This window comes from Arthrobacter sp. S2(2024), from assembly GCF_036662515.1.
Taxonomy (GTDB): Bacteria; Actinomycetota; Actinomycetes; order Actinomycetales; family Micrococcaceae; genus Arthrobacter.
Map to the genome: position 1 here is coordinate 309,155 of NZ_JAYKZI010000002.1, position 25,076 is coordinate 334,230.

Sequence of the window (25,076 nt, forward strand, 5' to 3'; positions counted from 1 at the left end):
TATGACACAGGTTACACATCAGCAATTTCAGAAACCGGCGATGGTTTGGGACCCGTTGACTTCCACCACATGGAACGCTTCGGCGCTGCGCCCGCCGGGCATTCCGGCGCGCGAGGCATTGTGCCGGAGCATGCCCCGCACGGCCCGTTCCATGCCTTCCAGATCGGGGTGCTGGCTCGCGTGGATCCGGATGGCAGCCAGTTTCGCGTCCACGTGGTCGGTGACGTCCACGAAATAGTTCTCACGGGTTTCGGGACCGGCGAAGAGCCACAGCCATGGCAATTTGAAGGCCTCGAGGCCCGCTTCGGCCAGTTCCGGGTACGCGAAGGGATTCTCAAGCGCGGGGTACACGGCCCGCGTCACGATCTCCCCCACTGCGAGGTGGTCGGGGTGGCTCTTCTGGATCCGGTCCCAATTGCGTTCCGGGTGCATGGCAAGAACGATGTCCGGGCGGATCTCGCGGATGAGTTTCACCACTTGCTTGATGACCCCATGCGTCGGTTCCAGGTAACCATCGCGCTCATGGAGGTAGTGCACGTCCGTCACGCCGACGAGGGCAGCGGCCTGTCGCTGCTCCTCTGCGCGCATGGAGATGATCTCTTCGCGGTGTGCAGGATCAAAACCTCCGGCATCGCCGTCTGTCATGACGCAATAGCTGACCTCGACGCCGGCAGCGGTCCAGGCAGCGATGGTTCCGGCCGCGCCAAAGTCGACGTCGTCCGGGTGGGCGGTAAAACAAAGCACCCGCTCAACGCGCTCTGTGGAGGCGTTGAACGGGCTCTTTGCTGACGTAGCGTCAGAAGACAAAGGGATCAGCCTTTCCGCTTTTTGATCTCTTCGGTGGCCTGTGGAACAACCTTGAAGAGGTCACCGATGATGCCGAAGTCCGCGATCTCGAAGATCGGCGACTCAGCATCCTTATTGATCGCGACGATGACCTTGGAGGTCTGCATCCCGGCCTTTTGCTGGATCGCCCCGGAGATGCCCGCCGAGATGTAGAGCTGCGGAGACACCGTCTTGCCCGTCTGGCCAACCTGGTAGTCATGACCGATCCAGCCCGCATCCGTGGCGGCACGGGAAGCCCCGAGCGCGCCGCCCAGTGCGTCGGCCAGTTCTTCCAAGGGACCGAAGTCGCCGTCGACGCCGCGTCCACCGGCAACCACGATCCGGGCTTCGGTGAGCTCGGGACGGCCGCTGGCAGGCTTTTCCGCACGCCCGGTGACCCGTGCGGCATTCGCGGTGGCATCAGCCGGGACGTCGATGGTGACAGCCTCGGGCGTGCCTGACGCGGCCGGGGCCTCGACGTCGACGCTGTTCGGCTTGACGGTGAGCACGGCGACGGCGGTGCGCGCCTTGGCCGTGGTGGTGTACGAGCCGGCGAGGACCGATTTGTGGGCCGTGCCGTCGGCGTCGACCCCCACAACATCGGTGATGACGCCGGCGTTGAGCTTCACGCCAAGACGGGCTGCGATTTCCTTGCCGTCGGCGGTGTTCTCCAGCAGGACGGTCCCGGCTCCGGAGGCCTCTACGGCCGCGGCCAGATAGGCGGCTTTCGGCCCAACCAGGTAGTCGTCCAGGTCCGTTGCGGATGGGCGGTAAAGAACCGAGGCTCCGTGCGCACCCAAGGCGGCTGCGACGTCGTCGTGCAGTTCGCCGTTGACGGCGACCACAGCTTCCCCGAGCGAACGCGCGATCGTCAGGAGTTCCAGGCTGCTCTTCTTGAGCGCTGTGCCCGGGTTGTCAATGAATACAAGTGCTTTTGCCATGTGTCGGAATCCTCTTAGAGCAGCTTCTGGGCGGCCAGGAACTCAACCAGCTTGATGCCGGCGTCGCCTTCGTCGGTGATGATGGTGCCGGCAGTGCGCGGCGGCCGCGCCTCCGCGGTCTCGACGGCGGTCAGGGAACCCGCGGCGCCCACCTGCGCGGCATCGACGCCGATATCGGCCAGGGTGAGTGCCGTGATCTTCTTCTTCTTGGCTGCAAGGATGCCTTTGAAGTTGGGGTATCGCGGTTCGTTGATCTGGTCCGTCACGGAGACCAGCGCGGGCAAGGTTGCCTCCACGGTGTCCGCGTGGGCGTCACCGTCACGGCGCGCTACGATGCGTTCGCCGTTGACCTCCAGGGACGAAGCAAAAGTGACTTGCGGGAGTCCGAGCCGCTCGGCGAGCTGTGCCGGAACCAAGGACGTTTCGCCGTCGGTCGACGCCATGCCCGTCAGGACGAGGTCAACGGGCGAGTCTGCACCGAGATACCGGATCGCCGCGGCAAGGGCCAGCGAAGTGGCTGCGGCATCGGAGCCGGCCAAGGCGTCGTCGCTCAAATGCGCTCCCGAGGAGGCACCGATCTGCAGGGACTTCTTGACCGCGTTCACGGCACCGGCTGGACCCATGCTCAAGGCGATGACCTCGTTGCCGGCCTTGGCACCGCCGCGGGCTTCGCTGAGCTGCAGCGCGGCTTCGAGTGCATACTCGTCCAGTTCGGACAGGATGCTCTCGTCGCGGTCCGTGGTGTTGCCTGGGCCGGTGAGGTGTCGGTCGAACTGCGCGTCCGGGACGTGCTTGACCAGAACAACAATCTTCAATGTATCTCCCACTGTGTTCGAGGCAGCCTTCCATACTCGGGGATGGCCAGCAACTAGGCGCATGGCCAAGAGTGCCCGGCATACGGGCTCGTCCTAGCTAAGCATATTGCGGGACAAGTCGGACAACGGCGCCGCGTTAACTCCTGTTTCGTGGATCGCCACCGCCACGGCGGCAAGAGCACACGACGACGGCGGGCCGCACCGGTGGTGCCGCCCGCCGTCGTCGACGTGCTAGTCAGTTCGCGTGCTGGAATCCGCTGCTACGGCGTAGCTGTTACGGAGCAGCGTCCAAGGTCACGTCGAGCTCCTGCGACTGGCCGCTACGCTGGACGGTCACCTTGACCGTTGCGCCTGCCGGCTGCTCCCGGACAGCCGCAGTGAGCTGCTCCGGGTCGGTGATGTCTATACCGGCGAACTTGGTCACGACGTCGCCCACCTTGAGCCCGGCCTTCTCAGCTGCGGAGCCCTTGGTCACGGCCGCGACCTGCGCGCCGATCGAGAACCCGGAGCTGCTGCCTGTTGCCGACTTAGGCTGAACGCTGACGCCGAACTGCCCGTGGGTTGCCTTGCCGTTCTTGATGAGTTCCTGCGCAATACGCTTCGCGTTGTTGATCGGGATGCTGAAGCCAACACCAATGTTGCCGCTGGACGAAGACGAAGAACTGCTGCTGCCGGCAGAAGCGATTGCCACGTTGACGCCGATGATCTCGCCCTTGGTGTTGACGAGCGCTCCACCGGAGTTACCCGGGTTGATCGGCGCGTCGGTCTGGATCACGTTGAGCGAAACGGTGCCCTGGCCCGCACTGCTCTGGCTCTGGCCACCGCCTGGAGGGGCGAATTGGAATCCGCCCTGGCCGCCGTTTTGCGAATTGTCCGAGCCGCCGTTGGGAACAGCCGACGACGCCACGCTGATGGTGCGGTTGAGCGTGGACACGATGCCGTCGGTGACCGTGCCGGGCAAGCCGAGCGGAGCACCGATGGCGATTGCGTTGTCTCCGACGTTGATCTTGCTGGAATCACCCAGGGTGGCCGGCACGAGGCCGGAAGCGTTGTCCACCTTGATGATGGCGAGATCCGACAGCGGGTCCGTACCCACTACCGTCGCCTTCAGCACGCGTCCGTCGCTCAACCGCACTTCAATGGCGGCGTTCGCGCTGGCACCGTCAAGGGTCACCACGTGGGTGTTCGTCAGGATGTGGCCTTGGTCGTCGAGGATGATGCCCGAACCGGTGCCGCCCTGGCTCCCGCTTGAAGCCATGATGGTCACGACGCTCGGAGTAGCCTTGGCCGCGGCTGCTGTGATGGCGTTGACGTTGTCCGTGTTGTTGACAATCACGGTTCCCGCCTGGCCGCTGCCGGCCGCCACCGGGGTCCGGCTGTTCAACAATTGATCGCTGGCGGCCACCACGCCTCCACCCACGAGACCGGCTGCCAGGATGCAGGCCACCAAGGTCCCGACGCCGAAGACCGGCTTGCGCTTCGGACTAGCCGCCGGACCTCCCGGGTGGGCGGGGAACTGCTGAGTGGGATAGTGCTGCGCAGGGTTCGGTCCGCCATAGAAAGGCTGGTGCTGCGGGTAGGCGTGCTGCTGTCCCGCGCTGTGCTGGGAAGCTCCGTGTTGGGGCGCTCCGTTCTGGGGAGCGCTGTGCTGAGCGTGGATCTGCTCGGTGGCGTTTTCGGCCGGGCCTTGGGCCCATGGTGCCGGGGCTACCGGGGTCTGTGCTGTATGCGCCGGCTGCGCTGAGTAATCGGGCTGCGCCGGGTAATCGGGCTTCGCAGTGAAATCCTGACCCGGCTGGTATGCCGGCAGCGGGGCCGTAGGCTGGGAATTGGCTTGCTTGTCCGCTTCCGCCTTGCCGGTGCTCTCAGGACCATGGATCTCGGGGCCATTGTTCTCAGGCTCGGCGCCCTGTGCTGGGTTCTCCGTCATGGGACTTCCTTTCTTCCTCGTCCCCTTAACTATCGTCGCTCTTGCTGGATCAAGAGTCGACGTTCGCTGGGAGCTTGCTGAACGCCGTCATCGGATTGGCCCTATGCCGTCGAATGGCGCCGACTAGCCCCTCAACGTTGGAGAAGGAAGGATTTCTCCCCGTTTCGCTGGCGGCATATTTACCGCTGTGGACGCTCCAAAAGGTGCACCATAGTATCAAGTGGAATTGCCACAGCGACCTGCCGCTTGACAACCATGCGTGGGGGCGCTGATGCATTCTGTTTCGATTGCTCCGGCCCGGACCAGTCGCAGACGTGCTGAAGGGTTGCACATGCGGTCAATGTTGAAACGTGTACTCGCCGTCATCGGCCTGGCCGGACTGCTGGTCCTCCCGGCCACCGCAGCCTGGGCCGAGGGTCCGGTGACCATCCCCTCCGGCCAGAACATCGTGGACAACGCGAATGTCCTGGGCAACCGCAAGGGCGAGGTCCAGGATGCCATCCAGAAGCTCCTGAAGGACCACAAATACAACTTGTATGTGGTCACGGTGAATTCCTTCGACAACCCCTCATCGCCCGCAGACTGGGCCACGGCAGTGGCCACCAAGAAGGGTATGGGCAAGGCTGACGTCATTCTGGCCATCTCCACGGCCGGTCAGTATTATTTCGCACCCAATTCGGCCAGTGCGATCTATTCCAAGAGGTCAACCATTTCGTCCAATGCCATCGCGGCCAACCTGGGCGCAGGCAAGCGTGACTTTGCCCAGGCAGCCATCGACACTGCGGCCGCCGTCGGCGACGCCGCCGGCGGGGGCAGCGGCACGGTTCCTAGCGGCAACTCGGGTGCGGTCGTTTTGATCGGTGCCGGCGTTGTCGCGGCCGGCGGTGTGGGCACGTACTTGTACTTCCGTAACCGCCGCAAGAAGGGCCAGGCATCCGCAACGAGCTACGGCCCGCAGGGCGAACAGCTCGATCCCCTCGCCTCCTTGAGCATCCCGGACTTGCGGCGCAAGGCCGGGTCCCTGCTTATCGAAGCGGACGACACCATCAAATCCAGCGAGCAGGAACTCGGCTTCGCCCAAGCGCAATACGGCGATGCCGCCGTCGGGAACTTCACCAAGGCCTTGCTGGAAGCAAAGAACCATATGACCGAGTCGTTCAAGCTCCAGCAACAGCTCGATGACCACATCCCGGATACCGAAGTGCAGCAGCGCAGTTGGCTTGGCGAAATCATCCGGCGCTCGGACGCGGCCCTCGAGTCGCTGCGGGAGCAGAAGGCCGATTTCGACTCCCTGCGCGAGCTGGAGAAGAACGCGCCGCAGGCTTTGGCCACTGTTGCCGCCGGCGCGAACGAAGCCGAGGCAAAGATCAGCAGCGCGGAGCAATCGCTCAATGGGCTGCGCGAGAAGTACGCAGACAGCGCACTTGGCCACGTGAGCGACAACATCACCCAGGCCAAGGACCGGCTTGCCTTCGTTCACAACGCAACAACGACGGCGCAGGAAAAGCTCGCCGCAGGTGAGAGCAGCCTCGCCGCTGTGGCCGTCCGCGCCGCGGAAGAAGGCCTGCACCAGACCAACGTCCTGATCGACGCGATCTCCAAGGTGGCGGGCAACCTCGACGAAGCCCGGAATTCGCTGGAGGGCGCCGTGGTGGAGACCAGCCAGGACCTGGCCCAGGCCAAAGCGATGATCCAGTCCGGCGAACACCCGGAGCTGGCCGGTCCGGTGGCGGGCGTCGAAGCCGCACTGGCGCAGGTCAAGGCCGAAATCCAGGGCGGAAAGATCGATCCCATTGCCACCCTGGACCGGGTGGAGAAGGCACACCAAGCCTTGGACCAGTCCCTCTCGGGAATCCGTGACCAGCAGGAACAGGCAAGGCGCGCGCAAGCCGCGCTCCAGCAGACCATCATGGCTGCCCAGTCCCAGATCAGCGCTACCTCGGACTACATCGCGGCGCGACGCGGCGGCGTTGGCCCCGAGGCCCGTACTCGTTTGGCCGAAGCCCAACGGAATCTCGACTACGCCCTGTCCATTTCCCGCAATGACCCCGTCACCGCACTGACGTACGCCCAGCAGGCCCAGTCGCTCGCTGCACAAGCCGCGCAACTGGCCCAGTCCGACGTCGATCAGTTCGGCGGCTTCGCCAACCAAGGCTACGGCCGCGGCGGCATGTTCGGTGGTGGAGGCAGTGGTGGCGGCCTCGGCGGAGCGATCCTCGGCGGCATCCTCATCAACTCCATCCTCCACGGCGGAGGGGGCGGCTGGGGCGGTGGAAACAACGACGGCGGAGGCGGAGGCTTCTTCGGTGGCGACGGCGGTGGGGGCGGAGGCTTCTTCGGCGGCGACGGTGGAGGTGGAGGCGACTTCGGCGGCGGCGACTCCGGTAGTTTCTAACTCCCAAAGACTAGGTGGGGGCCTGTTCCCCACGTAGAGCGGTACAAAAAACTGATCACTGGATTCAGTGGGCACCACTGAGCAGGACGAAAGGCAACACCATGGTTAAGCAGTCCATTTTCGGGCGGATCGCGCAGCTCGCCAAGGCGAACATCAATGCCTTGCTCGACCAGGCTGAGGACCCGCAGAAGATGCTGGACCAGATGGTCCGCGACTACTCGAACAACATCGCCGAAGCCGAGTCCGCCGTCGCGCAGACCATCGGGAACCTCCGCATGCTGCAGGCCGACTACAACGAGGACGTCAAAAACGCCCAGGACTGGGGCAACAAGGCCCTCGCAGCCTCCCGCAAGGCGGACGAGTACCGTGCGTCCGGCAACGCGGCCGACGCCGTCAAGTTCGACAACCTTGCCAAGGTGGCCATCCAGCGCCAGATGTCGGCCGAAAACGAGGCCAAGGCCGCCGAGCCGAACATCGCGTCCCAGTCGGAGGTCGTGGACAAGCTCAAGAGCGGCCTCGACCAGATGAAGGGCAAGCTCAACGAACTCACCAGCAAGCGCAATGAGCTGGTTGCCCGCTCCAAGACGGTTGCTGCCCAAACCCAGGTGCACGACGCCCTCAAGAGCATCGACATCATGGACCCCACCAGCGAGGTAGGCCGCTTCGAAGAGAAGATCCGCCGCGAAGAGGCGAAGGTCCTCGGCCAGCAGGAACTGGCAGCCTCCAGCCTGGACGCCCAGTTCAACCAGCTTGAGGACCTCGGAGAGCAGACTGAGATCGAGGCCCGCCTGGCGGCCCTGAAGTCGGGCGGTTCGAAGGCCGCTATCGGCGCCGGCGCCACCGCTCCGGCAGACGATACCGTGGACGAAGCCGACTTCGACAAGCTCTAGTTCAGCCAAGCGAATGGCCGGGCCTCCAATGAGGCCCGGCCATTCGCTTTCTGAGTGCTTTATGCCCCTACGGCGAGCCGTCCAACGATGAGCCTCATGATTTCGTTGCTGCCTTCCAGGATCTGGTGGACGCGCAGGTCCCTGGCAATCTTCTCGAGGCCGTATTCCGACAAGTAGCCGTAGCCGCCGTGCAACTGGATGGCTTTGTTCGCCACGTTGAAACCGGCGTCCGTGGCGACGCGCTTCGCCATGGCGCACAACCTCACGGTGTCCGGGGCGCCACGGTCCAAAGCGTCCGCGGCCCGGAGGATCAGGGTCCTGGCAGTTTCCAGTTCCGTATCCATGTCGGCAATATCAAACAGCAGGGACTGCTGGTTGATGAGCGGGCCGCCAAAAGCCGAGCGTGACTTGAGATAGGCGATGGACTTCTCCAGTGCCGCCTGGCCACCTCCCAGCGAACAAGCGCCCATGTTGACCCGGCCCCCGTTGAGGCCCTTCATCGCGATGCCGAATCCGCTGCCTTCTTCGCCAAGCCGGTTCGCCACGGGGACGCGTACGTCCTCGAAGATGACCTGCCGGGTGGGTTGGGCATTCCATCCCATCTTCTTTTCATTCGGGCCGAAGGACAGCCCAGGCGCGTCCGCGGGCACAACGATTGCGGTGATGCCCTGACTGCCCGTGTCCGCGGTCCGCGCCATGACCACATAGACGCTGGAAACTCCGGCACCCGAAATGAACTGCTTGGTGCCGTTAAGAACGTAACTATCGCCGTCGAGCACTGCTTTGGTGCTCAGCGCGGCGGCATCCGAGCCGGCTCCCGGCTCCGTAAGGCAATAGCTGCCCAGCGCTTCCATGGACGCGAGCTGCGGCACCCACTGGGCCCGCTGCTCATCGTTGCCGAAAGCGTCGATCATCCACACCACCATGTTGTGGATCGAGATGTAGGCCGCGATGGTGGGGTCTGCCTTGGACAGCTCCTCGAAGATCAGCGCCGCATCCGTGCGGGAAAGGCCCGAGCCGCCGAATTCTTCCCGGACGTAGATGCCTCCCATGCCGAGGGTGCCCGCTTCACGCAGGACATCCACAGGGAAATGCTTGGTCTCGTCCCATTCTGCGGCGTGCGGCGCAATGGCCGTCGTGGCGAAATCGCGCACCATCTCCACCACCGCTTGCTGGTCCTCCGTGAGCTCAAACATTGGCACTCCTTTGCAGTTCTTCCCAGTTCTCCGGGTTGTCCGGTTTTACTGGCCTTTTTCTAGCTATCCGCTGGGGTTTACTTGCTGACTTTGCCCATCAGGGAAGCGACAGGGCGAAGGAACAGCGGCCTCGCGAGGAACCACGCGCCCACAATCACCAGGAGGGACACGGCGAAAATGCCGAAACCAACCCAGTTGATATCGTCGCTGCCGCCATACATGTGGTTCAGGTTGCGCAGCGCCCCGGTAGCGAGGACCAGGGTGACGTGCACGATCGTGAAGAGCACGAAGTACACCATCACAGGGAAATGCACCGCCCGGGCGAGTTCGATGGGATAGACCTTGTTCACCGTGCCGGCCTTCTTGGGCCAGGCAGAGGAGGTGCGCAAACCGGTGATGATGGCGAGCGGGGCGGCGATGAAGACCGTGACGAAGTACGTCAGCAACTGCAGGGCGTTGTAGTTCACCCAACCGTCCTCAGTGGGCCAGTTCAACGATGCGTACTGGAGGGCGGCGGAAATGGCGTTCGGGAAGACATCCCAGCTGGTGGGAATGATCCGCATCCATTGCCCGGTGGAAAAGATCACGATGATGAAGACAATGCCGTTCAGCACCCACAGGGCGTCGAGGGTCAGGTGGAACCACAGGTCCAGGCTGATCTTGGTTGGCGCATTCTTGGTCCGGATGAATCCTTTGTTGTTGCGGGTCCATTGGGCCGGCGGCCGCTTGGCCGTGCGGACCTGCCAACCGGAACGAACGATGAGCACCATGAAGAAGACGTTCAGGAAGTGCTGCCAACCGAGCCATGCCGGGAAACCTACGGGAGCGTTCTCCGGGAGGCTGGATGCGCCTGGGAACTCGTGCAAGAACGACTGCACACCCGACAGGCCCGTCAACCATTTGGCAAACAAGACGATGAGCAAAAGGACGAGCAGGACGCCTGGAACCACCCAGAGGGGTTGGGACCATTTGCTCTTGGCTGCTGTCGACTTTTTGGCGGGGGTGGACATCTTCTCAGACACCTCTCGGAAGAACTTTGCAATCAGGGACGCATCAAGCTAACAGGCTTTGGACCGAAGCGGCCAAAGCCTGTTACGCCGTCAGTTGGAACGGGCTTTCACGGCCTCGATGAGTTTCGGAACCACTGTGAAGATATCGCCCACGATTCCGAAGTCGGCCACCTCGAAAATGGGCGCGTCCTCGTCTTTGTTGATGGCCACAATGGTCTTGGCAGTCTGCATGCCTGCGCGGTGCTGGATGGCTCCGGATATTCCCAATGCGATGTACAGCTGCGGGGACACGCTCACGCCGGTCTGGCCTACCTGGGCCGTCTGCGCAATATACCCGGCGTCGACGGCGGCGCGAGACGCACCGATCGCCGCGCCCAGGGTGTCGGCGAGCTGTTCAACCAGCACAAAGTTCTCGGACGAGCCCAACCCCCGTCCGCCGGAAACCACCGTCGCTGCGGTCCGAAGCTCGGGCCGGCCCGAGACGGCGGCATCGTCGTTGAACTGGTCAATGACTGCTGCACCCTCTGCCCTGGCTTCCAGCGACACCATGTCCACGTCTGCCTTGCGTGCCGGAGCCTGGCCTTCGATCGCCCCCTGCCGGATGGTGAGGATGGGCAGCCCGCCTTCCACCACGGACTCGACGGTATAGGCCCCGCCAAACACCGAATGCTGGGCAACAACGGTTCCGTTGTCGCTGCGCACCTGCACGACGTCGGCGAGCACGCTCCCGCTTGCCCGCACGGCAAGCCGGGCGGCAGCTTCGCGGCCGTCCACCGAATTCGCCGTGAGGACGGCAGTCGGCCCGTAGGCGTGGACGGCACCACTCAGGGCATCCACGGCGGGTGACACCAAAACGGTGCCGGCGGCAGCTGTCAGAGCCGAGTAGATCCGAACCGCGCCCAGCTCACCGAGGCGCGCGACGTCGTCGTCCGCCAGCGGTGCCGAGGACACGACGACGGCGACCGGCGAACCCAGCGTGGCTGCGGCAGCCAGCAGCCCGCGGGCCGAAGCGGCAATCCCGCCGCGGTGGGAAATTTCAATGAGCACCAAGACGTTCGACATTTCTTTTCCTCCGTCAGACCAGGCGGTTCGCAACGAGGAACTCGGCCAGCTCGTCGGCCGCGGTCCCGTCATCTATGAGTTTTCGTCCGGCCGCGCGCGGCGGCCACTCAACGGTGGAGACCACTACGGTGTGGCTGGCGCCCGTCGGGACGCCAAGCTCGGCGGCGGACAACGTGGTGACGGGTTTGCGCTTGGCCGTCAGGATGCCCTTGAAGTTGGGAAACCGGGCCTCCGGGAAACGCTCGGTCACAGTGATGATGGCGGGCAGTCCGGCACGGACATTGAGGGTTCCACCCTCACCCTGGCGAACGCCGCTCACGCCGTCGTCGGCGATTTCCGCGGAGATCAATGAACCCAACAGTGGCAGTTGGAGATGTTCGGCAATCATGGCGGGCACGACGCCGGCGCGGCCATCCGTCGATTCGTTGCCGGCCATCACCACGTCGAACCCAGTAGACCTCAGTGCAGCCGCCAGCGTTGCGGCCGTTCGACCGGTGTCGGCGCCGGCCAGAGAATCATCCACAATGTGAACCGCTGAATCGGCTCCCATGGAGAGGGCCTTGCGCAAGGACTGCGTGGCGTCGTCAGGACCCATGGTCATTGCCACAACCTCGGTGCCTTTGTTGGCATCCTTGATGCGCAGCGCGGCTTCGAGGGCGCGCTCGTTGATTTCATCGACCACGGAGTCGGCAGCCTCACGGTCGAGCCGGCCCGTTGCCAGGTCGAGCTTCCGTTCCTCGGCCGTATCCGGCACTTGTTTGACGAGCACGACGATCTTCATTCAACAGCTCCCTCGATGCAAATGGCTGACGCTTGGAATCGAGAATACTAGGAACTCCTAGTATTTACCATGGAGCGAAGGACGGAATGCTAGGAACTCCTATTGATTCTGCCGGGATTCTCCGCGCCGGGCATGGGGATTCGGGCCGGCAGCAGGTTGCAGGCCTTCTTTCGAAGCGATCGATCTAGCCCTGGCGAATGCCGAGGGTGTTCCCGTCGGGATCACGGAACCATGCGCCACGGGCGGGGCCGAGCTGAGCGATGTGCCCTGTTGTGGCAAGGGGACCCTCCGTGTAGTCGAGGAACTCCACGCCCTTGGCGGCCAAGTCGTCGACCACGGCCTCAATGTCGTCCACTTCGAAGTGGGCAAGGGTGTGCTCTGTAGCGGTAGGCGGACGCTTGAAGACTGAGATCTCGCTGACGGATCCGCAACGGTACCGCACGCCGACCGGAGTCTCCCAGAGGAAGGACAACCCCAGGATGCCGCCATAGAATTCTTTCGCCCGCTCCAGATCCGTGACCGGAATCGTCGCCACTGCCATCGTCGCACTGATCATCTCGGGCCTCCTCAGGGCGGCCCATTCCGTCAGGATGAACGGGCCATTCGGCCCAAGTGTCTTCCTCCTGGAGCTGGACTGTCAACGAGGATCGGGAGATTCAGCGGTGCTGCGTCGCACGGCCATCACCACGCTGACAAGTACCGACAACGCTATGACCACGACCATTCCGGCGAAGTTCGGCTGGAATTCCAAGGCCAGCGCCCCGTTTTCGGCTCCCCGAGTCGCGGTGAAAAGTCCCGGCAGGGTCGCCCGGGAACCCGTCGAAATGGCGATCACGCTCACTGCCACGCACAGAATGAACGCCAGGGCCAATCCGCCGGCCACGCCGTTCAGCGCTGCGCCAACTATTTTCGACACCGTTTTCATTGGGGTCCCTCCTCGAGCCGGCCAACGCGGAGCGCCGCCTGTATTCCAGTGATGAAGCTTTGTCCCCGCCCAAGAAACTACTCCGACATTCTGCCTCTCGGGGGTCGAAGTGGTTAAGATCCGTACAGATTTGCCAAAAATCAGTGTGTTTTCCGGCAATCTCAGTGTGGATCTCGGCGCTTCTGCGTGTGAAAAAACGTTTCACCCGGATCGGCCCGCATGGCCGTCTAAGACCGCGTCCAAGACCTCCTTGGGGAAATTAGGAGCGGATGTCTCCACTGCGCGCCCACATCAGGGTCGGGAGGGCGGCGAAATGGGGTTAAACGAAAAAGTCCGCCCAGTCGGGCGGACTCTTTCGTTTATTTGGTTGCGGGGACAGGATTTGAACCTGTGACCTCTGGGTTATGAGCCCAGCGAGCTACCGAACTGCTCCACCCCGCGTCGCAGAATCAACTCTACCTCACATTCGAGGGCGCCCCTGACCATTCAGGTGTGCGCTGCAGCACGATGGGATCTGGAGGTCCTTCGGGCAGGAGCAACAGCCCTTGAGGGTGGTTATCCTCCCGTGGACTTGGCGCCATCCTGACCTTCTTTGATTTCGGAAAGCGCTTACGACACTGCGAGTCGCGTCATTCTGGCGCCCAGAAGGCTCAAAGAAGGTCAGGACGGAGCTGGCACAGCCGTACCCGGCACATGCCCTACCGATCCCGCACTCCCCCACCCGCGAATCGACGGAAAACAAAAAAATCCGGCACAGTGTTTCCACTGTGCCGGATCTTTTCTCCAGTTGCGGGGACAGGATTTGAACCTGTGACCTCTGGGTTATGAGCCCAGCGAGCTACCGAACTGCTCCACCCCGCGTCGCAAGAACTACTTTACCTGCAGGTGAATGTCAGGCCAAATCGAAACGACGTGACCTCCGTCTCCCCCGCCGGGCGGCCACCATGCACGGGCCTCCATATCAAAAGGAAGACCGGGCCAGCCCTGGTGTGAGGGCTGGCCCGGTCTTGCAAAAACCTCCAGCTAAGCCGACATCAGCCAGCTGGAGAGTTGCCTACTTACTCGGCGAAGGCGAAGGCGACGACGAGGCCGACGGGCTCGCCGAGGGGCTGGCACTTGCCGACGGACCCGGGGTGGCACCAAGCCGGGACTCGGCGTCGAGCGCTTTCTGTATCGCCGCGGACAGGAGGCTCTGCTGGGCACCGTACCCGGCGAAGTCGCCCTTGGCCAGCGCAGCCTGGCCATCCTGGATGGCCTTGTTGGCCTGATCCAGCGCAGCCTTTAGCTGGGCCTGTGCATCCGCTGTCGCAGGTGGCGTAGTAGTCCCCGGCGGAGTTGTGGTCTGGCCGTTGTTGGCCGAGTCTCCCGCCGAGGCCCCTGAATCGCCCCCGAAGAGGATCTTCAGCGCACCGTCAAGCGTGGGGGCAAAGCCGACCTTGTCGCCAAAGGCCACGAGCACACGTTGAAGCGTCGGATAGGACGTCTCACCAGTGGACTTCAGATACACCGGTTGGACATAGAGCAGGCCTCCGCCCACCGGCAATGTCAAAAGGTTGCCGTTGAGCACATCGGATGCTCCCTGCCTGAGCAGGTTGAGTTCCCGCGACACCTCAGGATCGGAGTTGAACTTGTTCTGGGCCTGTCCGGGGCCCGGAACCTGGGTATCCGTTGGCAATTGGAGTAATCGCAACTGGCCGTAGGTGTCTGCCTTCACCCCCTTCTGGCTACCGGCGTCGGAATCGGCTGCGAGGAAGCCGTACAGGATGTTCCGGGCGGCGCCGTTGACCACCTGTGGAATGAAGGAAGACGTCAGCTGGAAGGCCGGCTTGGTCTGGTCGGGCATCTGCAGGGACATGTAGAACGGAGGCTGCCGGACGGGATCCGTGACCGTGGGGTCGTTCGGAACGCTCCACGCGTCGTTGTTCTGGTAGAAGCTGTCCGCGTTGGTCACGTGGTAGCGCCCAAGCAGCTCACGCTGGACCTTGAACAGATCCTCCGGATAGCGGACGTGGCTCATCAGCTGTCCGGACATCTCCGAGTACGGCTTGACGGTGGTCGGGAAAATCTTCTCCCACGCTTTGAGGATGGGGTCCTGGTCATCCCAGGCGTACAGCGTGACCGAGCCGTCATAGGCGTCAACCGTGGCCTTGACCGAGTTCCTGATGTAGTTGACCGCGCTGTTCGGCAGGGCCGCCGTGCGCCCGGAGGTCGTCTGCGAATCGGCCGTTGCGTTTCCCAGTTGCTGCTGCTGGGAGTAGGGGAAGTACTGGCTGGTGGTGTAACCGTCCACGATCCACTTCACCCGGCCGTCGACAACTGCCGGATAGGCGCTTCCGTCAACCGTCAGGTAGGGCGCAACCTTTTGCACGCGCTCACGCGGAGTGCGGTCGTAAAGGATCTGGGACTTCTCGTTGACGCCGTCAGACAGCAACAGGTCCGAGGACTGGAACTTGATCGAGTAGAGAAGGCGGTTGAACCAGTTGCCAACGTTGGGGCCACCGTTGCCGGTAAAGGTGTACTGAGTTTCAGTAGAGGTGTCCTTGCCGGCCGGTCGGTCCTGTTCGCGGTGCGGAGCACCATCGGGGGCGCCGACCACCGAGTAGTCCGGCGAATCTTCACCGAAGTAGATGCGTGGTTGGTAGCTCGCATCGCTGCCAAGGGTACCCATGGACGGAATTCCGGACAGCAGGAAGTCCGGCTTTCCGTCAACCGTGAAGGTGTTGCCCTTGGCCGCCACGACGCCGTAACCGTGGGTGTAGACGATATGCCGGTTGACCCAGGTCTGCTGGCTGGCGTTCAGCCCGTCCTGGTTCAATTCCCGGACAGCGATTACGGTGTCCTGGGTCTTGCCGTTCACGGTGTAGCGGTCGACGTTCAGGGCCTTGGGGAACTGGTAATACGGACGGTACTGCTCCAGTTGGGAGAACGCCGAGGAAACCAGGTTCGGGTCCAACAGCCGGATGTTGGCGGCTGTCTGGGCATCCTTGGCAAGCGCCCCGGTCTTGGCGTCCGTGGTGGCGTTGTAGGGAGAAACCTTGATCTTGTCCAAACCGTAGGCGGACCGGGTCATGGCTATGTTGCGGTCAATGTACTTGTTTTCGAGCGTCTGCTCCGAGGGGCGGACTTGGAACTGCTGGATGACCCAGGGATAGACACCACCGGCGAGGATGGATGTGATGATCAGCATGGCCGTGCCGATCACGGGCAAGCGCCAACGGCCAATCACGGCGGCCACAATGAAGAGGACGGCCACCAGGCCCGCGGCAACGGCCAGGATGGTCTTGGTCGGAATCACGGCGTTGACGTCCGTGTAGAGGGCACCTGCCCAGTGGCCACCGTTGTTCTGGACGGTGCTGTAGACGTCAAGCCAGAAGTTGGCTCCGAGAAGCAGCAGGAAAACGGCCCCGGTCACGGCCAAGTGGATTTGGGCGGCACGGCTGGTGAAGATGCCGCGTTCCATGAGCCGGATGCTCCCATAAAGGTAGTGGGTGAGGATTCCCGCGATTCCGGCAATCACCACAACGCTCATGAGGAAACCGGTGACAAAGCCAAGGAACGGCAAAGTCATGAGGTAGAAGCTGATGTCCAGGCCAAACTGGGGATCGGCCTGGCCGAAGGGTACCTGGTTGAAGAACAAGAGCACCGATTGCCATTGGCTCGCGGCCGCGCTGCCTGCAAAGAGGCCGAACAGCACGGGGATGCCGATCATGACCACGCGTCGCACGGGCTCCAGTTGGGCCTGGTACCGATTCAGGTTGTCCCTGACCTCGGAATCCGGAGCGTAGACCGGCCGTGCATGGTAGGCAACGCGGATGGCGTAGAAGACCGGCACGAACATCAGGACGAATCCCGCCAGGAAGATCAGGATCCGGGCAAGGTTCTCCTTGAAATAGACTTCGAAGAAGCCCAACTGCTGATACCAGAGGACGTCTGTCCACACATTGGCGAAGAAAATGAATCCAACCACGGCGACGGCGACGATGATCAAAGTTGGAGTGAGTGCACCCCGTCTCCGCTGCGGTCTTCCGGGCGGGCTGGTGCTGGCTGGACGGGACAAACTCGATACCTCATCGCTGGTCGTCAGTTAACGGTCATCAGTGCGTGTGTTCGTCGGCCCCGGTGCCGGGTAGTAATGGCGGAGGCCGTCATTAGTGCCACGAGTGGCGGTGGAGCTAAGTTCCATCATCAGTCTAGTTGTTGGAGCATGTGGGGAGGCGGGACATATCCTGGCCCGAGGCGAGTCGCTCCACAGCGGATTTCGCGTCCGCGAGGGTGTCCACTTTGACTACCTGCAGCCCGTCCGGAACGTGGCCCACGACCTCGTCGCAATTGGCGGCAGGCGCGAGGAAAAGCGTGGCGCCGCCGCTGCGGGCTCCGCGCATTTTCTGGGCGATTCCGCCAATGGGTCCCACGGTGCCGTCCGGCGAAATGGTGCCGGTGCCGGCCACATGCTTGCCCCCTGTGAGGTCCCCGGGGGTGATGCTGTCGATGATCCCCAGCGCGAACATCATGCCGGCGCTCGGTCCGCCCACCTGGTCCAGGGAGATCTTGACGTCAAACGGGAACGTGAACTTGTACTGAAGCAGTACGCCCAGGATGTACTTGCCGTTTGAGCCCTTGCCCGGAGTAATGCTCACCGTCACCGGTTTGCCGTTACGATCGACGACGACGGCGGCAGGCGCGCCCGCGCCTTCGGCCAATGCGGTTTGGACGACGTTCAGGGACGTGACGGCCTTGCCGTTGATCGACGTGAAGACGTCCCCGGCCTGGAGTTTGCCCGCCGAGGCCGAGCCATCGGACAATCCTGCGACCGCAAGCTTCTGCCCGTACGGGATGTTCTCTTCCTGAAGGGCCGAAGCTATTGCGTTCTCCTGGGACGTGGTCATGGCAAGCGCGCTTTCCTGTTCGGATTGCTGCTTGGTGGTGCCCTTGGGATAGAGAAGTTCTTCGGGGTACACGGCCTTGGAACCGTCCAACCAGGCTTGGAAGGCCTCGAAGATGTTGACTGGTCCGTTGGGGCCGCCGTTGATATAGACGGTAGTCAGGTCCAGATTTCCCTTGGCGGGATACGACGCGTGTCCGGTGATGCTAATGACAGGCTTGTTGTGGTCCATGCCCAAGGTGTTGAACGTCGGTCCGGGAGATTCCACGACGTAGGGAACAGGAAGGACAGCCGCGGCGATTCCCAACACAATGGTCAGGGCCCCGGCGACCAACATCGCGACGTACCGGCCGTCGCGGCGCCGTGCCGGTGGGGGCGCGTCGGGCGCTTCCTGTACCGGCTCCTGCGATGGTGCGGTGTCCCGCTCCGGGGAATGGCCGTCCGATGTCGGGACGTCCTGGGAGTTGGAGCGGCCGAGAGGCTTTCCGGGTTCCCCGGCAGCTCCGGGGCTCGGCAAACTAGTCAATGAAGGACCTCTCCGCGCCGGGAACCGTGTGTCCGACGCTACCGTTTCGACCCCCTCAGCGCGGAGGCCGGTAAACATACCAACGATCCACCCTACTTGCTGTGCCTGCCAGTCGTGCTTTGCCTAGAGCGAACGACGCGTTCTTGAGGCAGACAGCCCCCGGGCATCGCGGTACCTTGAAAGTGATCACCAGTCACACCGACGATCGGCGGCACCATGACCTCCAACCCCAATACCCCCTCCAATGGAGACGATTCACCCGTGGATCCCTTGGCAGAAATGCTGAAGAACCTGATGGGCGGGCAAGGCATGGGCAACATCGACCCCGCCGAATTGGCAAAAGCCGCAGGGCTGCCGAACGACCCGAATATGCTGCAGCAAATGTTCGCCCAAGTGCAGGCCATGATGAGCTCCACTTCCGAGGGCCCCGTCAATTGGCAGCTTGCCCACGAGAACGCCCGCCGTGTTGCCGCCGCCGGCACGGATCCGTCGGTGAATGCCCTGCAGGCCCGCGAAGTCGACGAAGCGCTCCGCCTCGCGGAACTTTGGTTGGATCCCGTCACCGATCTTCAGGCAACGGGCCTCATTGGCCGCGCCTGGTCGCGCGCTGAATGGGTGGAAGCCACCCTCGCCACGTGGAAACGGCTCACTGAGCCGGTGGCCAACAGCATCGCCAATGCACTGTCCGACGCCCTCACCCAGCAGATGCCGGAAGAAATGAAGGCCATGATGGGGGGCACCTCGTCCATGTTGCAGAACATGGGCGGAGCCATCTTCGGCATGCAACTGGGCCAGGCCATCGGGGCCCTGTCCGCCGAAGTGGTCAGCTCTACCGACATCGGCGTTCCGCTCGCTGATCTCGAGATGGCATTGCTGCCGGCCAATGTGGCGAAGTTCGGCGAAGGCCTGAGCGTCCCGGAGAGTGACGTGCGGTTGTTCCTTGCGGTCCGCGAAGCCGCGCATGCCCGGCTCTTCGTACAGGTTCCATGGCTGCGCGGACATCTCCTCGGGGCCATCGAAGCCTACGCCCGAGGCATCCACATCGACTTGTCCCGCGTCGAGGACCTCGCCCGGGACCTCGATCCCGGCAACCCCGAGGGGATTCAAGAAGCCCTGTCCCAAGGTGTGTTCACGCCCGAGCGCACTCCCGAACAATCGGCTGCCCTGGAGAAACTCGAAACTGCCCTGGCGCTGGTTGAGGGCTGGGTGGACGAGCTCACGGCTGCTGCCACCGAGAATATGCTGCCATCCGCCGTCGCACTCCGCGAGACTGTGCGGAGGCGCCGCGCCACGGGAGGACCCGCCGAACACGCGTTCTCCTCGCTGGTGGGACTCGAGCTGCGACCGCGGCGCCTGCGCGAAGCCGCCGCGTTGTGGGCCGCGCTGAAGGACGAACGTGGAATCGCCGGCCGCGATGCCATCTGGCAGCACCCCGATTTGCTCCCCACGGCACATGACCTCGACGACCCGGCGGGCTTCACCGAACGGCGCCGCCTGGCTGAAGCCAGCGAGACCGAAGTGGACGACGCGCTGCAGAAGCTCCTCGAAGGTGGCTACGACGCTCCGAAGGATGAGGAGAACACAGAGGACAGTCCGGAGGCTCCGAAGCCTGAAGACGGAGATTCCCCTGACGACACGGAGCCCGGAGGGCCCAAAGCCTAGCCGCTCCTGAATCGCCTAATCGGCGTCGGCGTCCCAGCCCGCGGCTGGGGCACCGGCGCCTTCTTCATCCGGGCCAAGCCCCCGCGACGTCGCAAAGGCGACGCCCTCCAGGAAGGCCTTTGCCCGTTGTGTTTCGGGGTACGCCTCCAGCAAACGCCAGAACGCGGCGTTGTGCCCGGCCACCAGCAGATGGGCGAGTTCGTGGAGCAGCACATAGTCGATGACCCACTGCGGCATGGGCTGGAGCCTGTCCGAAAGCCGGATGGTCCCGTCCGCCGGAGTTGCCGACCCCCACCGTGACTTCTGGTTGCTCACCCAGCGGACCGACGTCGGGATGGACCGTCCGCCCAGATACTTTGACGATAGTTCCGCGGCATGGGCGGCAAGCGCTGTGTCGCTTGCGGGTCTCCTCCTGCCGGCACCGTGGGCGCCCCGCTCCCCCTGGCGCTTGAGCTTGTCCAGCATCCGCCGGACCCATTCGCTCTCTTGTGCTTTCGTGAAATGGGCGGGAATCGCGACGACGGCGTTCCCGTCCTCCCAGAATGCCGCCACGGTACGGCGGCGGCGGGCTGAGCGACGAACGACGACGGGCGCCCCGTCGTCGGTGGTCAGCGGCAAAGCGGGCTGGCCCGCGGCCCGCGGCACTAGGCGGATCCGTTCTCGACGAGAACTGCCAGCACGGCTTCGCCGTATTTTTCCAGTTTGGAGGGCCCGACACCGGCGAGTTTCGCCAGGTCCTCAAGGGACTCCGGCCGGGCCTCGGCGATGGCAGTCAACGTCGCGTCCGTGAAGACCACATAGGCCGGAACCTCGTTGCTCAGGGCCTCTTCCTTCCGCCATTGACGCAAAGCCTCAAAGGTCTGTTCCTCGTAGGTGGGCGGGCACTGGCTGCAGCGACCCACTTTGCGTTCGGCGCCGGTGGCGAGCATCGTGCCGCAGACCCTGCACGACGCCGGTGCCGCCGCCTTGCGCCGTGGCGTGGCGCGGCTGCGCGCGCTGGCTCCGAGCACCGAATCCGGGCGAAGCCCGTCGAGGAAGCGCGAGGGCTTGCGGTTGGCACGGCCACCGGGCGTGCGGGCCGTGGACCAGGACAGGTTCAGGTGCTCGCGTGCCCGCGTGATCCCGACGTAGAGCAAGCGGCGTTCCTCGTCCACGCTCTCGGGAGTGTCCGCGAAGGAAATGGGCATAAGGCCCTCGCTCAAGCCCACCAGGAACACGGCATCCCATTCCAGGCCCTTCGCGGCGTGCAGCGATGCGAGCGTCACGCCCTGGACCGTTGGTGCGTGCTGCGCAACCGAACGTTCCTGGAGTTCGTTGACGAATTCCATCAACGTGAATTCCGGCCCGCGGCTGGCGGCGAGTTCGTCCGCAAGCGCCACGAGCGCTGCGAGCGATTCCCAGCGTTCGCGGAGGGCACCGCCGCTGTGCGGAGCGGCATCCGTGTAGCCGAGCGAAGCCACGATGTCGCGGACCAGTTGGCCGAGCGGCTCCTTCGCGGAATCCTCGGCTACGGCACGCGTGGCGGCGCGCAACTGCAGGATGGCGTCCCGGACCTCCTTGCGCGCGAAGAAGCGCTCACCGCCCCGTAGCTGGTAGCCGATGCCCGCCGAGGCAAGAGCTTGCTCGTACGCCTCCGATTGGCCGTTGGTGCGGAACAGCACGGCAATCTCGCTTGCCTTGGTGCCGGCGTCGATCAATTCCCGGATCCGGCCCGCGACCACCGCCGCCTCGGCCTCGTCATCGGGGCACTCCATGAACCGCGGCTCCGGTCCGGCCGGACGCTGGGCAAGCAACTGAAGGGGTTTGGCCCAAGCGGCGTCGGCAACCGTTCCACCACTGCGGCGGGACCCCAGGAGATCGTTGGCCAGCTTCACCACTTGGGGCGTGGAACGGTAGTCACGAACGAGTTTGACGACCGTCGCCGAGGGGTACTGGCCCTTGAATCCCAGGAGATGCTTGGGAGAGGCTCCCGTGAAGGAGTAGATGGTCTGGCTGGCGTCGCCCACGACGCAGAGTTCGTCGCGGCCGCCAAGCCACAGTTCCAGCAGCCGCTGTTGCAGCGGGGAAACGTCCTGGTACTCGTCCACCACGAAGTGCCGGTACTGCTCGCGGACCGTAGCGGCCACTTTCGGGTCTTCCTGGAGGATGCCCACCGTGATCAACAGGACGTCCTCGAAATCGATCACGTTGCGGTCCGTCTTCACGTCCTCGTAGGACTGGAAAACCCGGGCGACGGCTGTGAGGTCGAAACCCCCGGGAGTGCCGCGGCCATGCGCGTTCTCGAGGTAGTTTGCCGGCGTTAGCATGGAAACCTTCGCCCACTCGATCTCCGCCGCGAGGTCACGGATGGAAGCACGATCGGTACTCAGCCGAAGCCGTCGCGCGGCTTCGGCGATCATGTTCGCCTTGTGGTCCAGCAGGTTCGGCAGGACACCGCCGACCGCCTGCGGCCAGAAGAATTGCAGTTGCCTGAGCGCTGCGGCGTGAAAGGTGCGTGCTTGGACGTTTCCGACGCCTAGATCCCGCAGGCGGCTGCGCATCTCGGCGGCGGCCCGGGAGGTGAACGTGACGGCCAGGAGGCGCTGCGGGCTGTAGACACCGGAGTGCACACCATAGGCAATGCGGTGCGTAATCGCCCGGGTTTTTCCCGTCCCCGCTCCGGCGAGGACGCACATGGGCCCGTTGAGGTTGCTGGCGACTTCCCGTTGCTCGGCATCAAGGCCGCCGAGAATCCGGTCCTCGAGTGAAACGGTGTCGCTGAAAATGCCGTCTGTCACTGCTGGAGGTCCTCGATGACGCCGCCGTACCAGTGCTCGATCAAGGAACGCGCAATCGAAAGCCTCGTGGAGATCGTGATCTCGCCGCTGAGCACGGCTGCCTGGAGTTCCGCGCGGCTGAACCAGCGCGCCCGGGTGACCTCGACGCCGTCGGGCCGGGCCTCGACGTCGTCAGTTGTTGCGGTGAACCCGAGCATAAGCGAAGCCGGGAACGGCCACGACTGCGAGCCAAGGTACTGGCAAGCGGTGACCCGTACACCCACCTCTTCCCCGATTTCGCGAACCACGGCCTGCTCGAGCGATTCCCCTGGCTCAACGAAGCCGGCCAGTGTGGAGTAGTTCTTGGCGTCAAGCGGCCCACCTCCACCGAGGAGAAGCCTGCCGTCGGAACCGACCACTGTGACGATGATGGCCGGATCGGTCCTCGGATAGTGCTCCGATTTGTCCCGCGGGCACCGCCGGACCCAGCCGCCGGCTTCGATTTCCGTGGGAGTTCCACACTGCGGGCAGTGGGTATGGGTGGCATGCCAGTTGGAAATCGCGCTGGCCTCGACAAACAAGGCTGTGTCCAGCGCACCTAGGCGGGCGGCTACCTCCCGGAATCCCGCCCAGGAGCCGTCGGCCGGAAGGCCCGCGGCTCCAGGCGAAACCGGCTCAGCAGGCACAAAGAGGACGATTGGTGTTTGCTTCGGGACGGAGGAAGCTGCAAGGGTCCGGCCGAGATAAATGGCAGTGAGCGGTCCGCCGGCGGCCTGGAGGGATTCGAAGAGCGGCGCGGCGTCGCCCAGCCACAGCTTGTCGCCCAGTACGAGCGCTTGGCGCTGCGACACCACCATGGCCTTGGCCGAACCCGAGGAGATCACTTCGTCAAGCATGCCCGGTTTCAGGCGTTCGGCAGATCCGCGGTCAACCATGGCAGGGCGCACCGGAAGAACAGTGTCAATAAGGTGGTTTGCCGGCGCCTGGAACTCGGTGAAACTCATGTACCTACCGTACTGACTCGCACCGACAATTGACATTTGGATCTTTCAGCGACGCATGCCCCTGGATCCGGTTTTCCAGCGGATCTGAAGACTCGCCGCACTGCATCGCTGCCAGAGGCGCTTGTCAATCTACCGTGGAAGACGTGAGAAGAACACCGTTCGAACTGGCCGCTGTAGCTACTGCGGCGGTGCCCGGCCTGACGCCGATGGCTGCCGCCTCTGCCCCGGATGATGCTGCCGATTTCGATTCGGCGCTCCTGCTGGACTCCGAGGGCAAACGGTGGCGTGTCCGTTCGCCGCGCCATCCGGAAGCCAGCGCCCGGCTGGAAACCGAATTCATGATCCTGCGGGCTTTCGCGCCGGCGATCCGGGCCGAGCTGCCCTTTTTGATGCCCACTGTGGCCGGAACGGTGCGCCAAGGCGCGCTGAGCACCTTTGTTTACGCCCACTTGGCTGGGGCCACGCGCAGCATCGAAGAGTTGTCCACCTGCAGCGATGCCTTGGCCAAGGAGATCGGTGCGGCGTTGGCCGCCGTGCACGACCTCCCCCAATCCCTCGTCAATAACGCCGATCTTCCCAGCTACACGGCCAACGAATTCCGCCAGCGCAAGTTGAACGAGCTGGACCAGGCCGCCACAACGGGCAAGATTCCGTCCTCGCTGCTCCGTCGCTGGGAGCATGCGCTGGAGGACGTGGCGCTCTGGCGCTTCAACCCGTGCGTGGTCCACGGGGACCTCCATGAAGACAACCTGCTGGTCGACGGCGATAGCGTGACGGCCGTGACGGGGTGGACCGATCTGCGCATCGGCGATCCTGCCGATGACTTCGCCTGGCTCGTGGCGTCAAACGAACAGAAGTTTGTTGAGTCCGTCCTCCGGCACTACACGGAAGCCAGACGGGATACACCTGACAGCCACCTGCTGCGACGCTCGGCACTTCTTGCCGAATTCGCCTTGGCCCAGTATCTCGTCAAGGCCTTGGCGGCCGGTCACAGTGAGATGACGGCTGAAGCCGAGGCGATGCTTAAATCCCTCGCCGACGACATCGAGGAGCAAAACGCGTTGGCGGCCGAGGAGGCCGAAGCCGCCGCTGCGGAGCGTGCCGCTGCGGACGGGCTGGCGGCACCGGCAGTTGTCATTGCTTCCGAAGCCAAGGCCCCGGCGGGCGGCCCGGCGAAGCCCACGGTAAGTATCACAGCCATCCCGGAGCCTGCTCACGACGACGTTCCCGACGTTCGCCCGGAGACGGCCGCGGCAACGCCGTCGGTCACGGTTGAACCGTTGGAGGCCGCCGCCTCAGACGAAGCCGCCGCTGAGCCTGCGGGAGAATCAGCGAACGGGACCGCCTCGACGACGGAGACGGCGTCCGAATCCGACGACACGTCGACGACGGCCCTCCAGGTAGTGGAGCCCGCGCCACTCCAGGACGCCAAGGACCGTTAGTCCATCCCGGTCTAGCTGCCGTGGTTTCGGCTTC

The 25,076-nt window shown here is 63.8% G+C and carries 19 protein-coding genes and 2 tRNA genes; 4 read left to right on the forward strand and 17 right to left on the reverse strand.

Features of this window, described 5'->3' with window-relative positions; translation table 11 throughout:
* Positions 1-27: 27 nt before the first annotated feature.
* The 4 genes from VLA65_RS05080 to VLA65_RS05095 all read right to left on the reverse strand — a co-directional run bounded on the left by VLA65_RS05080 (position 28) and on the right by VLA65_RS05095 (position 4,511).
* Entirely contained in the window at positions 28-807 is a 780-nt protein-coding gene (locus tag VLA65_RS05080) for a PIG-L deacetylase family protein (RefSeq protein WP_284991534.1), read from the reverse strand.
* A 5-nt stretch (positions 808-812) separates the two neighbouring features.
* Positions 813-1,766 carry an electron transfer flavoprotein subunit alpha/FixB family protein gene (locus VLA65_RS05085; protein ID WP_284991532.1) on the reverse strand — a complete coding sequence of 318 codons (954 nt, stop codon included), beginning with the start codon at positions 1,764-1,766 and terminating at the stop codon, positions 813-815.
* Between the two features lie 14 nt (positions 1,767-1,780).
* Positions 1,781-2,581 carry an electron transfer flavoprotein subunit beta/FixA family protein gene (locus tag VLA65_RS05090; RefSeq protein WP_284991530.1) on the reverse strand — a complete coding sequence of 267 codons (801 nt, stop codon included), beginning with the start codon at positions 2,579-2,581 and terminating at the stop codon, positions 1,781-1,783.
* Positions 2,582-2,855: 274 nt separating this feature from the next.
* Positions 2,856-4,511, reverse strand: coding sequence for a S1C family serine protease (locus tag VLA65_RS05095; protein WP_332601945.1), 1,656 nt, complete (start codon positions 4,509-4,511; stop codon positions 2,856-2,858).
* A gap of 331 nt (positions 4,512-4,842) precedes the next feature.
* Here VLA65_RS05095 and VLA65_RS05100 point away from each other — a divergent pair, with 331 nt between their 5' ends.
* Together VLA65_RS05100 and VLA65_RS05105 are read left to right on the forward strand one after the other, a co-directional pair.
* Positions 4,843-6,906, forward strand: a complete 2,064-nt coding sequence (locus VLA65_RS05100; protein ID WP_332601946.1) for a TPM domain-containing protein — start codon at positions 4,843-4,845, stop codon at positions 6,904-6,906.
* Between the two features lie 101 nt (positions 6,907-7,007).
* Positions 7,008-7,796 carry a PspA/IM30 family protein gene (locus tag VLA65_RS05105; RefSeq protein WP_306961095.1) on the forward strand — a complete coding sequence of 263 codons (789 nt, stop codon included), beginning with the start codon at positions 7,008-7,010 and terminating at the stop codon, positions 7,794-7,796.
* A 59-nt stretch (positions 7,797-7,855) separates the two neighbouring features.
* Here the strand turns inward: VLA65_RS05105 and VLA65_RS05110 are convergent, their stop codons facing one another.
* The 10 genes from VLA65_RS05110 to VLA65_RS05155 all read right to left on the reverse strand — a co-directional run bounded on the left by VLA65_RS05110 (position 7,856) and on the right by VLA65_RS05155 (position 18,169).
* Positions 7,856-8,992, reverse strand: a complete 1,137-nt coding sequence (locus VLA65_RS05110) for an acyl-CoA dehydrogenase family protein (RefSeq protein WP_284983762.1) — start codon at positions 8,990-8,992, stop codon at positions 7,856-7,858.
* 77 nt (positions 8,993-9,069) lie between these two features.
* Positions 9,070-10,002: a cytochrome b/b6 domain-containing protein gene (locus VLA65_RS05115; RefSeq protein ID WP_306961098.1), complete on the reverse strand. Its 933-nt coding sequence runs from the start codon at positions 10,000-10,002 to the stop codon at positions 9,070-9,072.
* A gap of 90 nt (positions 10,003-10,092) precedes the next feature.
* Positions 10,093-11,064 (reverse strand): electron transfer flavoprotein subunit alpha/FixB family protein, encoded by a 972-nt coding sequence (locus VLA65_RS05120; RefSeq protein WP_284991520.1) that lies wholly within the window; start codon positions 11,062-11,064, stop codon positions 10,093-10,095.
* Between the two features lie 13 nt (positions 11,065-11,077).
* Positions 11,078-11,845 carry an electron transfer flavoprotein subunit beta/FixA family protein gene (locus VLA65_RS05125; protein ID WP_332601947.1) on the reverse strand — a complete coding sequence of 256 codons (768 nt, stop codon included), beginning with the start codon at positions 11,843-11,845 and terminating at the stop codon, positions 11,078-11,080.
* 184 nt (positions 11,846-12,029) lie between these two features.
* A complete protein-coding gene (locus VLA65_RS05130) occupies positions 12,030-12,401 on the reverse strand; it encodes a VOC family protein (RefSeq protein ID WP_332601948.1) in 372 nt (123 codons plus the stop codon).
* Between the two features lie 81 nt (positions 12,402-12,482).
* Complete coding sequence (locus VLA65_RS05135; RefSeq protein WP_332601949.1) at positions 12,483-12,770, reverse strand: hypothetical protein; 288 nt, start codon at positions 12,768-12,770, stop codon at positions 12,483-12,485.
* Positions 12,771-13,134: 364 nt separating this feature from the next.
* Positions 13,135-13,211: transfer RNA gene (locus tag VLA65_RS05140), tRNA-Met, on the reverse strand.
* A 346-nt stretch (positions 13,212-13,557) separates the two neighbouring features.
* Positions 13,558-13,631: transfer RNA gene (locus VLA65_RS05145), tRNA-Met, on the reverse strand.
* A gap of 193 nt (positions 13,632-13,824) precedes the next feature.
* A complete protein-coding gene (locus VLA65_RS05150) occupies positions 13,825-16,827 on the reverse strand; it encodes a UPF0182 family membrane protein (RefSeq protein ID WP_332601950.1) in 3,003 nt (1,000 codons plus the stop codon).
* Positions 16,828-16,960: 133 nt separating this feature from the next.
* Positions 16,961-18,169, reverse strand: a complete 1,209-nt coding sequence (locus VLA65_RS05155; RefSeq protein WP_442880218.1) for a YlbL family protein — start codon at positions 18,167-18,169, stop codon at positions 16,961-16,963.
* Between the two features lie 225 nt (positions 18,170-18,394).
* Here VLA65_RS05155 and VLA65_RS05160 point away from each other — a divergent pair, with 225 nt between their 5' ends.
* Entirely contained in the window at positions 18,395-19,840 is a 1,446-nt protein-coding gene (locus tag VLA65_RS05160) for a zinc-dependent metalloprotease (RefSeq protein ID WP_332601951.1), read from the forward strand.
* 15 nt (positions 19,841-19,855) lie between these two features.
* On the opposite strand, the gene VLA65_RS05165 is transcribed toward VLA65_RS05160, so the two are convergent.
* The 3 genes from VLA65_RS05165 to nudC are packed head-to-tail and all read right to left on the reverse strand — an operon-like array spanning position 19,856 to position 23,600.
* Complete coding sequence (locus tag VLA65_RS05165) at positions 19,856-20,485, reverse strand: M48 metallopeptidase family protein (protein WP_332601952.1); 630 nt, start codon at positions 20,483-20,485, stop codon at positions 19,856-19,858.
* Positions 20,485-22,617: an ATP-dependent DNA helicase UvrD2 gene (locus tag VLA65_RS05170; protein ID WP_306964323.1), complete on the reverse strand. Its 2,133-nt coding sequence runs from the start codon at positions 22,615-22,617 to the stop codon at positions 20,485-20,487. Before VLA65_RS05170 ends, VLA65_RS05165 begins: the two co-directional genes overlap by 1 nt.
* Entirely contained in the window at positions 22,614-23,600 is a 987-nt protein-coding gene (nudC, locus tag VLA65_RS05175) for an NAD(+) diphosphatase (protein WP_332601953.1), read from the reverse strand. Before nudC ends, VLA65_RS05170 begins: the two co-directional genes overlap by 4 nt.
* A gap of 143 nt (positions 23,601-23,743) precedes the next feature.
* Between nudC and VLA65_RS05180 the strand changes: the two genes are divergently transcribed.
* A complete protein-coding gene (locus VLA65_RS05180; protein WP_332601954.1) occupies positions 23,744-25,042 on the forward strand; it encodes a macrolide 2'-phosphotransferase in 1,299 nt (432 codons plus the stop codon).
* Positions 25,043-25,076 lie beyond the last annotated feature (34 nt).

Coding starts and splice junctions, on each gene's coding strand:
- VLA65_RS05105 (WP_306961095.1), top strand. CDS start 7,008: ATGGTTAAGCAGTCCATTTTCGGGCGGATCGCGCAGCTCGCCAAGGCG.
- VLA65_RS05095 (WP_332601945.1), bottom strand. CDS start 4,511: ATGACGGAGAACCCAGCACAGGGCGCCGAGCCTGAGAACAATGGCCCC.
- VLA65_RS05110 (WP_284983762.1), bottom strand. CDS start 8,992: ATGTTTGAGCTCACGGAGGACCAGCAAGCGGTGGTGGAGATGGTGCGC.
- nudC (WP_332601953.1), bottom strand. CDS start 23,600: ATGAGTTTCACCGAGTTCCAGGCGCCGGCAAACCACCTTATTGACACT.
- VLA65_RS05135 (WP_332601949.1), bottom strand. CDS start 12,770: ATGAAAACGGTGTCGAAAATAGTTGGCGCAGCGCTGAACGGCGTGGCC.
- VLA65_RS05130 (WP_332601948.1), bottom strand. CDS start 12,401: ATGATCAGTGCGACGATGGCAGTGGCGACGATTCCGGTCACGGATCTG.
- VLA65_RS05115 (WP_306961098.1), bottom strand. CDS start 10,002: ATGTCCACCCCCGCCAAAAAGTCGACAGCAGCCAAGAGCAAATGGTCC.
- VLA65_RS05125 (WP_332601947.1), bottom strand. CDS start 11,845: ATGAAGATCGTCGTGCTCGTCAAACAAGTGCCGGATACGGCCGAGGAA.
- VLA65_RS05120 (WP_284991520.1), bottom strand. CDS start 11,064: ATGTCGAACGTCTTGGTGCTCATTGAAATTTCCCACCGCGGCGGGATT.
- VLA65_RS05085 (WP_284991532.1), bottom strand. CDS start 1,766: ATGGCAAAAGCACTTGTATTCATTGACAACCCGGGCACAGCGCTCAAG.
- VLA65_RS05160 (WP_332601951.1), top strand. CDS start 18,395: ATGACCTCCAACCCCAATACCCCCTCCAATGGAGACGATTCACCCGTG.
- VLA65_RS05100 (WP_332601946.1), top strand. CDS start 4,843: ATGCGGTCAATGTTGAAACGTGTACTCGCCGTCATCGGCCTGGCCGGA.